General features: G+C 39.1%; 10 protein-coding genes and 2 rRNA genes. 7 read left to right on the top strand and 5 right to left on the bottom strand.

Going from position 1 to position 12,837, the window contains the following annotated elements; all coding sequences use genetic code 11:
- The 5 genes from AACV00_RS01885 to AACV00_RS01865 all read left to right on the top strand — a co-directional run.
- Positions 1–1,161 (top strand): 23S ribosomal RNA (locus AACV00_RS01885); the annotation flags it as partial.
- 117 nt (positions 1,162–1,278) lie between these two features.
- Positions 1,279–1,394, top strand: a 5S ribosomal RNA gene (gene rrf / locus AACV00_RS01880).
- Positions 1,395–1,732: 338 nt separating this feature from the next.
- Positions 1,733–2,470, top strand: a complete 738-nt coding sequence (locus AACV00_RS01875) for a (Fe-S)-binding protein (RefSeq protein WP_017628596.1) — start codon at positions 1,733–1,735, stop codon at positions 2,468–2,470.
- Positions 2,461–3,879: a LutB/LldF family L-lactate oxidation iron-sulfur protein gene (locus tag AACV00_RS01870; RefSeq protein ID WP_004246616.1), complete on the top strand. Its 1,419-nt coding sequence runs from the start codon at positions 2,461–2,463 to the stop codon at positions 3,877–3,879. The genes AACV00_RS01875 and AACV00_RS01870 overlap by 10 nt, the downstream gene beginning before the upstream one ends.
- 3 nt (positions 3,880–3,882) lie before the next feature.
- Positions 3,883–4,575, top strand: coding sequence for a LutC/YkgG family protein (locus AACV00_RS01865; RefSeq protein WP_012368603.1), 693 nt, complete (start codon positions 3,883–3,885; stop codon positions 4,573–4,575).
- 18 nt (positions 4,576–4,593) lie between these two features.
- Here AACV00_RS01865 and AACV00_RS01860 read toward each other — a convergent pair whose 3' ends face one another.
- The 4 genes from AACV00_RS01860 to acs form a co-directional block, all read right to left on the bottom strand.
- Entirely contained in the window at positions 4,594–6,225 is a 1,632-nt protein-coding gene (locus AACV00_RS01860) for a phosphoethanolamine transferase (protein ID WP_110706855.1), read from the bottom strand.
- 301 nt (positions 6,226–6,526) lie between these two features.
- The gene (locus AACV00_RS01855; RefSeq protein WP_004246620.1) at positions 6,527–8,182 is read right to left on the bottom strand and encodes a cation acetate symporter; all 1,656 of its coding nucleotides are present in this window, start codon (positions 8,180–8,182) and stop codon (positions 6,527–6,529) included.
- Positions 8,179–8,490, bottom strand: coding sequence for a DUF485 domain-containing protein (locus tag AACV00_RS01850; RefSeq protein WP_004246621.1), 312 nt, complete (start codon positions 8,488–8,490; stop codon positions 8,179–8,181). The genes AACV00_RS01855 and AACV00_RS01850 overlap by 4 nt, the downstream gene beginning before the upstream one ends.
- Before the next feature lie 164 nt (positions 8,491–8,654).
- On the bottom strand, positions 8,655–10,613 hold the full coding sequence (gene acs, locus AACV00_RS01845; RefSeq protein WP_004249862.1) for an acetate--CoA ligase: 1,959 nt from the start codon (positions 10,611–10,613) through the stop codon (positions 8,655–8,657).
- A 367-nt stretch (positions 10,614–10,980) separates the two neighbouring features.
- Here acs and sodA point away from each other — a divergent pair, with 367 nt between their 5' ends.
- Entirely contained in the window at positions 10,981–11,604 is a 624-nt protein-coding gene (gene sodA, locus AACV00_RS01840; protein ID WP_004249861.1) for a superoxide dismutase [Mn], read from the top strand.
- Positions 11,605–11,721: 117 nt separating this feature from the next.
- Positions 11,722–12,396, top strand: a complete 675-nt coding sequence (yiiM, locus tag AACV00_RS01835; RefSeq protein ID WP_012368600.1) for a 6-hydroxyaminopurine reductase — start codon at positions 11,722–11,724, stop codon at positions 12,394–12,396.
- A gap of 80 nt (positions 12,397–12,476) precedes the next feature.
- Here the strand turns inward: yiiM and tnpA are convergent.
- Positions 12,477–12,837, bottom strand: a 361-nt coding sequence (gene tnpA / locus AACV00_RS01830) for an IS200/IS605 family transposase (RefSeq protein WP_161737328.1), incomplete at its 5' end; no start/stop codon positions are given.

Here is a 12,837-nt window from a genome sequence, read left to right as displayed (position 1 = left end):
AAGCCAGTCGAAGATACCAGCTGGCTGCAACTGTTTATTAAAAACACAGCACTGTGCAAACACGAAAGTGGACGTATACGGTGTGACGCCTGCCCGGTGCTGGAAGGTTAATTGATGGGGTTAGCGCAAGCGAAGCTCCTGATCGAAGCCCCAGTAAACGGCGGCCGTAACTATAACGGTCCTAAGGTAGCGAAATTCCTTGTCGGGTAAGTTCCGACCTGCACGAATGGCGTAATGATGGCCAGGCTGTCTCCACCCGAGACTCAGTGAAATTGAACTCGCTGTGAAGATGCAGTGTACCCGCGGCAAGACGGAAAGACCCCGTGAACCTTTACTATAGCTTGACACTGAACATTGAGCCTTGATGTGTAGGATAGGTGGGAGGCTTTGAAGTGTGGACGCCAGTCTGCATGGAGCCAACCTTGAAATACCACCCTTTAACGTTTGATGTTCTAACCTAGGCCCATAAACTGGGTCGGGGACCGTGTCTGGTGGGTAGTTTGACTGGGGCGGTCTCCTCCTAAAGAGTAACGGAGGAGCACGAAGGTTGGCTAAGCATGGTCGGACATCATGCGGTTAGTGCAAAGGCATAAGCCAGCTTGACTGCGAGAGTGACGGCTCGAGCAGGTACGAAAGTAGGTCTTAGTGATCCGGTGGTTCTGAATGGAAGGGCCATCGCTCAACGGATAAAAGGTACTCCGGGGATAACAGGCTGATACCGCCCAAGAGTTCATATCGACGGCGGTGTTTGGCACCTCGATGTCGGCTCATCACATCCTGGGGCTGAAGTAGGTCCCAAGGGTATGGCTGTTCGCCATTTAAAGTGGTACGCGAGCTGGGTTTAGAACGTCGTGAGACAGTTCGGTCCCTATCTGCCGTGGGCGTTGGAAGATTGAGAGGGGTTGCTCCTAGTACGAGAGGACCGGAGTGAACGCACCACTGGTGTTCGGGTTGTCATGCCAATGGCATTGCCCGGTAGCTAAGTGCGGAAGAGATAACCGCTGAAAGCATCTAAGCGGGAAACTTGCCTCGAGATGAGTCTTCCCTGTCGCTTTAAGCGACCTAAAGGAACGTTTAAGACTAAGACGTTGATAGGCTGGGTGTGTAAGCGTAGCGATACGTTGAGCTAACCAGTACTAATGAACCGTGAGGCTTAACCTGACAACACCGAAAGTGTTTTGTCAGAGAGACGAAACGATAAAGTCAGCTTGTTCAAGATTGAATTACTGGTTATAGACTGTGATAACAGAAGATAACGGGTAATTAAAACCGAATTTGCTTGGCGGCCATAGCGCGGTGGTCCCACCTGATCCCATGCCGAACTCAGAAGTGAAACGCCGTAGCGCCGATGGTAGTGTGGGGTCTCCCCATGTGAGAGTAGGGAACTGCCAAGCATTAAATAAGACGAGAAAGCCAACCCAATGGGTTGGCTTTTTTGCGTTTATTCTATTTCACTTACATTAAATTCTTTATTTATCGTAATAAAACTAGACTTAATAAACTCCCTCAATTTGCCACAGTAATAAATTGTTTTTATTAAAAAATAATCATAAATACCCTTTATATTCCCATTTCTTTATTTCTTGAAAACTGTAAATTTATAAAAAAAACACTTATACACATATATTTAACATTATTTTTATGCAACACTATTTGTCATACAAATGAGTTTGTAAATGAGTCTCGGCTTATTTACTTACTCTACATAGATAAAAGCAATGGGAGCATAAGTATGGATGTTAATTTTTATGTAACATGCATTGGTGACGCCTTAAAGTCTCAGATGGCAAGAGATAGCGTATTGCTGTTAGAAAAACTAGGCTGTCGAGTTCATTTTCTCGAAAAACAGGGCTGTTGTGGTCAACCTGCTATTAATAGTGGATATATTAAAGATGCCATTCCAGCGATGAAAAACTTGATTAAAACCTTTGAAGTTAATGACTATCCTATTATTTCTCCTGCTGGATCATGTTCTTTTGCTATTAAAAGTTATGCTAAATATCTGGTAAATGAACCTGACTGGGCTATTCGTGCAGAAAAAATAGCTAATCGCATGTTTGATCTCACCTCCTTTATCGTTAATCAATTAAATATTGTTGATGTAGGTGCAAGCCTTAAAGGAAAAGCTGTTTATCACCCGTCTTGCAGCTTATTTCGTAAAATGGGAGTGAAAGAAGAGCCACTCACATTATTACGTCATGTAAAAGGGCTAGAATTATTACCTTTTGACAATATGGAAACCTGTTGTGGTTTTGGGGGGACGTTTTCGGTAAAAATGGCTGAAATTTCAGGTGAAATGGTCAAAGAAAAAGTTCACCACATTATGGATGTTCATCCTGACTATTTAATTGGTGCGGATGTCAGTTGCTTATTAAATATAGGTGGTCGTTTAGAGAGAGAAGGTCGTCCAGTTAAAGTGATGCATATTGCGCAAGTATTGATGAGCAATGAGGAGGAATTATGTCATTAAAAACAAGCTCTCTTCCTTTTAAAACGCTAATTGATCGTCAAGTTCACGATCAAATTATGCAAAAAGCCGTTGCTAATGCGCAAGAAACTATTGGCCGTAATCGTCAAAAAATGGTTGATGAATTAGGACACTGGGAGGATTGGCGGGATAGAGCGGCACAAATTCGTGATCATGTACTTGCTAATTTAGATGCCTATTTATATCAATTATCTGAAAAAATAGAACAACATGGTGGGCATGTTTTCTTTGCTCAAACGAAAGAAGAAGCCTCTCAATATATTCTCAATATTGCAAAAGAGAAAAAAGCCAAAAAAATAGTCAAAGCCAAATCAATGGTGACGGAAGAAATTGGCTTAAACCCTGTATTAGAAAATGCAGGTATTAATGTTATTGAAACCGATTTAGCCGAGTTTATTCTTCAACAAGCAAAAGATGCCCCATCTCATGTAGTGGTCCCTGCTATTCATAAAAATAGAGCTCAGATACGTCAAATATTTCATGACAAACTGGGTTATAACGGCTCAGATACACCAGAAGAAATGACGCGTTTTGTTCGCCAGAACATTAGAGACGATTTTTTTACTGCCGATATCGGTATTACGGGGTGTAATTTTGCGGTAGCAGAAACAGGTTCTGTTTGTTTAGTCACTAATGAAGGTAATGCACGATTAAGTACAACATTACCCAAAACGCATATTGCGGTGATGGGGATGGAACGTATTGCACCTACTTTTAAAGAGGTAGATATCTTAATTACCATGCTGGCCCGTAGTGCAGTCGGGTTACGTTTAACGGGCTATAATACATGGCTTACTGGCCCTAAAGAGAATGACAACGTTGATGGCCCAGAAGATTTCCATCTTGTTATTGTAGACAATGGCCGCTCGAAGATCATTGGTTCTGAATTTAAAGATATTTTACGTTGTATCCGTTGTGGTGCTTGTATGAATACTTGCCCTGCTTATCGCCATATTGGCGGTCAAGGATATGATTCTATCTATCCAGGCCCTGTTGGTGCCGTCTTAACGCCACTACTTGGTGGATATAAAGACTTTAAAAACCTGCCTTATGTCTGCTCATTATGTACTGCTTGTGATAGTGTTTGCCCAGTAAAAATACCTTTATCAAATCTTATAAAGAAACATCGTGAAGTCATGGTAGAGCAAGGTATAACACCGACAACTGAACGTAATATTACTCGGGTATTTAATTATGTGAACCGCCATCCTATGTTATGGAAAGTTGGGATGAATATGGGGGCTCATGCTACAAAATGGTTTATTAAAGAAGGTAAAGCGCCATTAAATATCGGTGCAATAAAAGCATGGACAGAAGCGAGAAATTTACCTGAAGGTGATGGTGAAAGTTTTCGTAGTTGGTTTAAAAAACACCAAAAAGAGGAGAAATAAGAGATGGATAACAATAAAGAACGCTTTTTATCAAATCTTGCTTCTCAATTAGGTAGGTCGTTAAAAACGCAACCTGAAGCTTTACCTGAACCAGTAAATTTATATCCAGAACAACGATTAACGGAGCTTTCTGATGATGAACTTTATCAATATTTTCTCAATACAGCTCAGTTAGCAGGAAGTACTTATGAAACGACAACATTGTCATCTTTACCTAAGCATTTAGAGACTCTTTGTGAACAGTATGGTTTACCAGTGATATTAACGGGTGATCCACGATTACAGGAAAGTGGGGTGATTGATTATTTATCAGAACACTGTCATGCCAATATTTGGGATCATACTGAGGGTAAAAAAAATATTGAACGGGTAAAAGAGGCAAAAGTTGGTATTGTATTTGCTGAATATGGACTTGCAGAATCTGGTGGTGTTGTTTTATTTTCTGGGGCTGACAAAGGAAGAAGTGTTGGATTGATCCCTGAAACCACGATTTTTGTACTAAAACGCAGTACGATTTTGCCTCGTGTTGCTCAGTTAGCAGAAAGATTACATCAAATGGCATTAAAAAATATAAGAATGCCTTCTTGTATTAATATTATTAGTGGTCCTAGTTGCACATCAGATATTGAATTAATTAAAGTTGTTGGTGTTCATGGCTCTTTAAATGCGATTTATGTGATTATTGAAGATTGTTAAATTAAGTCATGCGCCTCTTTATTGAGGCGCTTGTTCTTCTGATTCTAATAGTGCGTAGTTTAATAACTTCTTATTACCATCGATGACCATCATTGACGTTTTTGTTTGATAGCATTCGCTTAAAGGTGAGTAACATTTTTTCGCTGAGTTATGTTCAATACCTAGCCATTGGCTTAATAGCCAATAATTATCTGCGGTGGAAAAAGGTTTATTTAAATTTTCTTTATTGATATTTGGTCGCGTTGCAGATGCGCTATACCAAATAAAGAGCGGTATATTATAAGCTTCTTGGCGAGGACTGTTTACGCCATGGTGATAACGTACTTCTCTATTTTTATCTAATCGTTGTAATGCGTGATCTGAAAAATAGAGTATAGATGCGGGTTTATCTTGTATTTTTTCAATAATTTGGCTGATAAGCTTGTCAGTATAAGCGATAGAGCTATCGTAGCAGTTATCATCTTCTTGTTGGGTAAAGGCTTTAAGGTAAGTGCTAGGAAAACGATTACATGCCGGCTCATGGCTACCATAAGTATGTAGGACAATGAGCTTTTTATTTGATGAGTTGTCATTAAGCGCATTATCTAAAAATGGCAATAATTCTTCATCATAGCCAATAAATTCATTCCATTTTTTATGTTGGGCCATATTGGCAATAACAGAAATCACACTCGTTTTTGGATTTCCTTTACCTTGGTTACTTAACCAATATGTTTTGAAGCCAGCATGATTGGCAAGAGAAATGATATTATCAGCGTAGTGTTTCTTATCATATAACTCTGTTAGGTTGATATTAGAAAGGGATATGGGTACTGATAATATGGTCACAGGCGCTGGAGAATAAGCTTGCTTAAATAATAAAATATTATTTTTTTCTTTCTCTAAATTAGGGGTAGTATCGTACGGATACCCATAAATTCCTAAATGATCACGTCGTACTGATTCACCAATCAAAAGAATATAAATTTCTGTTTTTTGATCCACTTTATCATAGTTAAAATTAACTTTTTCTGATGTGATCTTTTTGATTTGTCTATTTTCGTGGAAAGTCCGCACTAAAGCTGCTGCATTGTAAAAAGGGGTATTAAGTAGATAATACTCAGCAAGTAATTGGGTTTTACTCTCTGATCTTATTGCTAAGTTCTTGTATAGAGAAATAAGAATTATTAATATAAAAATAGCAATTAAACATCTTTTATTAGTTTTGTTATTTAAATAACGGGCGCTAATATGTATTAAATAGAAAAAATAGGTAAATATAACAATATAAAAGAGTACATAATATTTATTATAAGAGAGCATACCAACAGTTTCACTTCCATTAGTATTAATGAAAGTTTCTGCTATTGATGATGAAAAGGGAATATCATGTTCACGATAAAAAAACAGTGAGATGGAGAGGTTTAAAGACCATAAAGCAGCAACAATAAAAGTAATCACTTTTCCTATAGTAAACCGATAGATACCGCCACAGAGTAACATCAGGAGCCAACCGATAATCACCATAGAGAACTTTTGTTCAATATGCAGGGTTGAACCCGCTAATAGTGCAGGTACTATAGATAAAATAAATAAAAGAGAAAAGTTTATTACTTGAGACATGCTTTTATCATTATCACCTTTTTCCATATAGAATAAAAAGTTAACCATTTAGCATTTCATAATACAAGTCTTGTTTAGCTAAAATGAGTCTGAAACTGCTATTTCAGTACTTATCTTATCTTTTATTGACTTATTATACTGTTACTTATAGTTATATTTACACTTTTAATTAATTGATCTTGCTTGAAATTTTCCTATAGACTTAAACTTAAATCACATTAGTCAATATTAATTTAAAATATCGTATAGATATGTATTTTTAAACCGATATTAATTTAATTAAGTAAAGAGTAAAAAAAAGTGCCAACATTGTTGGCACTTTAAGAATAAAAAACTATTTTACAGATGTTTAATGAGGTTTACCTTGCTCTGCACCAATACCTATTTGTGAGCGAATAAACTGAGCTTCAAATTTCATACGCTCTTGAGTTGCCAGAGAAGAATTATCGGTAATGGAGAATAACCATGAAACGATAAAGGCAATGATCATAGAGAAAAGAGCAGGGTACTCGTAAGGATAAATAGGTGTATCATGACCAAGAATACTCACCCAGATCGTGGGACCTAAGATCATTAAGGTAACGGCAACAATTAAGCCAGACCAGCCACCAATGACAGCCCCACGTGTTGTTAATCCCTTCCAATACATAGAGAGTAAGATAATAGGGAAATTACAACTTGCAGCGATAGAGAAAGCTAAACCGACCATAAAGGCAATATTCTGTTTCTCAAATAAAATACCTAAACCAATGGCGACAATGCCGAGAATAACAACCGTTATTTTCGAAACTTTTAGCTCTTGTCGCTCATCTGCTTGGCCATTTTTAATTACATTGGCGTATAAATCATGAGAAACGGCAGATGCACCTGCTAAAGTTAATCCTGCAACAACGGCTAAAATAGTGGCAAAAGCGACTGCAGAAATAAAACCAAGGAAGAAATTACCACCAACAGCATCCGCTAAATGAACAGCGGCCATATTGGTGCCACCAATTAAAGCACCAGCGGCATCTTTGAACAGAGGATTAGGGCTAACGAGTAAGATAGCCCCGAAACCAATAATAAAAGTAAGAATATAGAAATAACCGATAAAACCTGTCGCATAGAAAACACTTTTACGAGCCTCTTTTGCATCGCTAACGGTAAAAAAGCGCATGATAATGTGGGGAAGTCCTGCGGTACCAAACATTAAGGCAAGACCTAAGGATAATGCAGAGATAGGATCAGAAACTAACCCTCCTGGACTCATGATAGAAAAGCCTTTTTGATGGACGTTAACAGCTTCTTTAAACAAGGTATTGAAGTTAAAGTCTGCCGCTTTCATTACCATGACCGCCATAAAAGTTGCACCGGCGAGTAATAAAATGGCTTTGATTATTTGTACCCAAGTGGTGGCTAACATGCCGCCAAAAAGGACATAAAGAACCATTAAAATACCGACTAAGATCACCGCAATATGGTAGTTTAAGCCAAAAAGTAGCTCGATTAATTTACCCGCCCCTACCATTTGAGCAATAAGATAGAGGGCAACAACAACTAATGAACCTATTGCAGAAAGTGTTCTAATGGGCTTTGGACTTAAACGGTAAGAGACAACATCAGCAAAAGTATAGCGTCCTAAATTACGCAAACGTTCAGCGATAATAAATAGAATGATTGGCCAGCCGATTAAAAAGCCAATAGAGTAGATAAGTCCATCATAGCCAGAAGTGTATACTAACGCTGAAATTCCTAAAAAGGAGGCGGCAGACATAAAATCACCAGCGATAGCCATACCATTTTGAAATCCGGTAATTTTGCCACCTGCAGTGTAATAATCAGACCGTGATCGTGTTCGTTTAGAGGCCCAGTAAGTAATATACAGTGTTAAGCCAACAAAGATCAGAAACATGATAATGGCTTGGAAGTTAATTGGCTGTTTTTCACCCCCTTCTGTTATCGCTGCGGCTAATACATTGGGGGATAATAATGTTAATAGTGATATGGCGTAGTGTTTATTTTTCATTTTTCTACCTCACCAAGAATTTCTGCCGTTAATTTGTCAAACTCTGTATTTGCTCTAATAACGTAAATCCCTGTTAGTAGAAAAGAGGCGATAATTAAGCCAATACCGATAGGAATACCTCGTGTAATGTAACTGCCTTCATAGAGCGGTGTACCTAACCATTGTGGATAAAAAGCAATCAGCAATATAAATGAGACATACATAACAAGTGTAATAATCGAAAGTCCCCATGAGAAACGACTACGTTTTTTAACCAGTTCTTTAAAGCGAGGGTTATTTTCTATCTCTTGATAAATATTGGGATTCATCAGAGTTCTCCTCAAAATAATTATTTGGTTTATTACATGATTTAGAGGTGTTTATCCCCGCATGTCATGAATTTGTGATAAGAGAGCCCTGCAAAGGCATAAAATGCCTTTGCATAGTAGTATTCCGGTTTTATTGACTGCTGTATTATTTGAGCACTAGCACTTTAAATGGTCAGTGATAGAGACTGTTTTTCTTCTAACAGTTTTTCTACAACGCCTGGATCGGCGAGTGTTGAGGTATCTCCAAGGTTAGTTGTGTCGCCAGAGGCAATTTTACGCAAGATACGACGCATAATTTTCCCAGAGCGTGTTTTAGGTAAGGCATCTGTCCAATGAAGGATATCAGGTGTTGCTATTGGGCCTATCTCTTTACGTACCCAATTGCGCACTTCTGTATAAAGCTCTGCCGTAGGTTCTTCACCATGATTTAGCGTGACATAAGCATAAATAGCTTGTCCTTTTATATTATGGGGAATACCAACAACAGCCGCTTCTGCAATTTTAGGATGGGCGACAAGTGCGGATTCAATTTCGGCGGTACCTAAACGGTGACCAGAGATATTTAAAACATCATCAACACGGCCTGTTATCCAATAATCACCGTCCTCATCACGACGGGCACCGTCACCTGAAAAGTACATGCCTTTAAAGGTCGAAAAGTAAGTCTGTTCAAAACGGTCATGATCGCCAAATAATGTTCTTGCTTGGCCCGGCCATGAATCTACGATCACCAAATTACCTTCACAAGCACCGTCTTGTATTTCCCCCATATTGTCAACAATTGCAGGTTGTACACCAAAGAATGGACGAGTCGCTGAGCCTGGTTTTAGATCCATTGCTCCCGGCAATGGGGTTATCATGAAACCTCCTGTTTCTGTTTGCCACCATGTATCAACAATAGGGCATTGGCTACGTCCCATTTTTTGATAAAACCATTCCCAAGCTTCTGGGTTAATAGGCTCTCCTACTGAGCCTAAAATGCGTAAAGAGGTTCGTTGCGTACCTTCAATGGCTTTGTCTCCTTCCGCCATTAATGCGCGGATCGCAGTAGGTGCGGTATAGAGAATATTAACTTGGTGTTTATCAACAATCTGGGCCATACGATTGACTGAGGGGTAATTGGGGACTCCCTCAAACATCACTGTTGTGGCACCATTTGATAGCGGGCCATATAACAAGTAGCTATGGCCAGTTACCCAACCGACATCCGCTGTACACCAATAAATCTCACCATCATGATAGTCAAAGGTGTATTTAAAGGTCATTGAGGCATAAACAAGATAACCGCCAGTGGTGTGCAACACGCCTTTGGGTTTCCCCGTAGAGCCTGATGTGTAGAGAATAAAGAGTGGATCTTCTGCGTTCATGACTTCCACATCACATTCTGTACTGACGCCTTGAACAATTTCATCCCACCATAAATCGCGCCCTTCAATCCATTGTTCTGTTTGCCCTGTTCGACGTAAGACCACAACATGTTCAATAGGCGGGATATCCACATGAGTGAGGGCATCATCAACATTTTTCTTTAAGGGTATTGCTCTACCAGCACGTAAGCCTTCATCTGCGGTGATCACTAATTTTGCTTTAGAGTCAATAATGCGCCCTGCCACTGCTTCTGGTGAGAAACCACCAAAAATAACAGAATGAATAGCCCCAATACGAGTACAAGCTAACATCGCAACAGCCGCTTCAGGAACCATTGGCATATAAATAGCCACCACATCGCCTTTTTTGATACCCAGTTTTTTTAATACATTGGCGAATTGACAAACATCTTGATGAAGTTGGCGATAGGTAATGCTTTTCGATTCATTAGGGGAATCACCTTCCCAAATAATAGCAACTTGATCCGCGCGTTTTTCTAAATGGCGATCAAGACAGTTTTGGCTAATGTTAAGTTGCCCATCTTCAAACCAGCGAATACGGACATGGCCTGGATCAAAGGAGGTATTTTTCACGATAGTATAGGGGGTTATCCAATCAACAATTTTCCCTTTATCTGCCCAAAAGGCCTCAGGGTTTTCGATGGATAATGCATAATCTTTTTGGTATTGCTCTTTATTAATCAGGGCGTGCTCTGCAATGTTTGCAGGAATGTGATGTTGGTTTATTTTTGTCATAATTGTTCTCCTTACTATTGTTAATACTATGTCAAAAAGTCGTTAACAAAAGAGGGTAAAGAGACATTGTTTCTTTTTTGCGCAGAAGATCACGAAATAATGGAAATGCTTTTCATGGCGTGATCAATTAGTGCTAAAGGTTGTTATATATAATTTATCTACCTTTTGGGTATTTTATGAAATATTAAACCAATGATAAGCTTTTTATTTAAAATAAAATACTGTGAAAATTGATGTCACTGGGTTGGATAAAAAAACCACAAAAATAATATGGATATGATAATGATTTTCATTAACATTTTTTTCACTATAATAAAGAGATAAATCACATGGCGTGATCGAATATAAAACAGCACTGGAGATTAATATGAGCTATACATTACCTGCACTCCCTTATGCTTATGATGCGCTAGAACCTCATTTTGATGAGCGCACAATGGAAATTCACCATACTAAGCATCATCAAACTTATGTGAACAATACCAATACTGCGTTAGAAAAACTGCCTGAATTAGCGGGTTTAGAAATTGATGAACTCGTTAAGAATTTACATAAAGTACCTGCTGATCAACGTACCTTTGTACGTAACAATGCGGGTGGTCATTCTAACCATACTTTCTTCTGGAAAGGATTAAAGCTAGGCACTCAATTACATGGTTCATTAAAAGATGCCATTGAACGTGATTTCGGTAGTGTTGATGCATTTAAAGAGTTGTTTGAAAAAGCCGCTGCTAGCCGTTTTGGTTCAGGTTGGGCATGGTTAGTATTAAAAGATGATGGAAAATTAGCTGTTGTTTCTACCGCAAACCAAGATAGCCCATTAATGGGTGAAGAGTTAGCAGGTGCATCTGGCTATCCAATTATTGGCTTAGATGTATGGGAACATGCGTATTACTTGAAATATCAAAACCGTCGTCCTGATTATATCAAAGCATTCTGGTCTGTAGTTAACTGGGATGAGGCGCAAAAACGCTATCAGAGCAAAGCATAATATTGCTATCATTCTCTTTTCTCTCTATTTATCAATGCCGACAATTATTGTCGGCATTGTTTATTTAGCCTGCTCTCTTTATTATAAAAGGACTTTTTTTCATTGAGGCAATGAGTTATGCGCTATTTCCCCAGTGTTTTTATTGGCAATATCACGACGACTGCAAATGGATTTACCAGTGCGATCACCAAAAGGCTGGTGGATGGGCATATTAAACTAACATCACTGGGCTTAGCAGGTGATGAGCAAGCAGAAAAAGGGTTTCATGGTGGGCCTGATCGCGCTTTGTGCCATTATCCTCAAGAACATTATCATTACTGGTCTGAGCAATTTCCTCAACTGGCTGACTTATTTAATGCTCCTGCGTTTGGTGAAAATATTTCGACTACCGGTCTGACAGAAGAGAATGTTTTTATTGGTGATATATATCAATGGGGTGACGCTTTAATTCAAGTGACCCAGCCTCGTTCACCTTGTTATAAGCTAAACACGGTGACTGATATCAGCGATTTTTCACAACTGATGCAAGATAGCGGTTTTTGTGGCTGGTTATATCGCGTGATAAGTCCCGGCGAAGTAGGCTGTCATCATCCTTTGGTTCTACGCTCAAGAAATAGCGATATCTCTGTCAAAGAAGCAATTGCTATTGCTTTTCATATGCCATTTGATGAGGAGTCGTATCGTCGCTTATTAACAGCGGCAGGACTATCCGCTAGTTGGTGTAAAACCATGCAGTTAAGATTGCAAAAACAAACTATTGAAAGTTTTGATAGAAGGCTATTTAAGAAATAGTCAGAAAATAGGCCAGCAGTTATCCAAAGCACCGTAAAACCCCGTCCTTCAGGTCGGGGATATAAGGCGCGGTTTTTTAACTAACGAGGTGTTTCCTGTTGCTCAATGTACTGGTGGATAATGGATATTGGTGCGCCACCACAACTCCCCGCGAAATAACTCGGCGACCAAAGAACCCCCTTGTAGTAATAACGTTGGGCAATATCAGGACGATCACGTCGAAGTAATCGACTCGATACCCCTTTAAGGCTGTTAACCAGATTAGATATCGCCAGTTTTGGCGGGTAATTAATCAGTAAATGAACGTGATCCCGTTCCCCATCCATTTCAACCAGTTCAACATCAAAATCAGCACAAACACTGGCAAAGTAGCCTCGCAATTTTTCAATGGCATCCTGATCAAATATTTTTCGCCGGTATTTTGTGACAAAGACCAAATGG

The sequence above is a fragment of the Proteus sp. G3927 genome (assembly GCF_963894685.1).
Lineage (GTDB): Bacteria > Pseudomonadota > Gammaproteobacteria > Enterobacterales > Enterobacteriaceae > Proteus > Proteus mirabilis.
The sequence above is the reverse complement of the archived record's forward strand: the minus strand, read 5'-3'. Positions and strand labels throughout refer to the sequence as shown.

Bases quoted from the DNA above. Each gene is read 5' to 3' on its own strand.
- AACV00_RS01875 (WP_017628596.1), top strand. From the start codon at position 1,733: ATGGATGTTAATTTTTATGTAACATGCATTGGTGACGCCTTAAAGTCT.
- AACV00_RS01870 (WP_004246616.1), top strand. From the start codon at position 2,461: ATGTCATTAAAAACAAGCTCTCTTCCTTTTAAAACGCTAATTGATCGT.
- AACV00_RS01865 (WP_012368603.1), top strand. From the start codon at position 3,883: ATGGATAACAATAAAGAACGCTTTTTATCAAATCTTGCTTCTCAATTA.
- AACV00_RS01860 (WP_110706855.1), bottom strand. From the start codon at position 6,225: ATGGTTAACTTTTTATTCTATATGGAAAAAGGTGATAATGATAAAAGC.
- AACV00_RS01855 (WP_004246620.1), bottom strand. From the start codon at position 8,182: ATGAAAAATAAACACTACGCCATATCACTATTAACATTATTATCCCCC.
- AACV00_RS01850 (WP_004246621.1), bottom strand. From the start codon at position 8,490: ATGAATCCCAATATTTATCAAGAGATAGAAAATAACCCTCGCTTTAAA.
- acs (WP_004249862.1), bottom strand. From the start codon at position 10,613: ATGACAAAAATAAACCAACATCACATTCCTGCAAACATTGCAGAGCAC.
- sodA (WP_004249861.1), top strand. From the start codon at position 10,981: ATGAGCTATACATTACCTGCACTCCCTTATGCTTATGATGCGCTAGAA.
- yiiM (WP_012368600.1), top strand. From the start codon at position 11,722: ATGCGCTATTTCCCCAGTGTTTTTATTGGCAATATCACGACGACTGCA.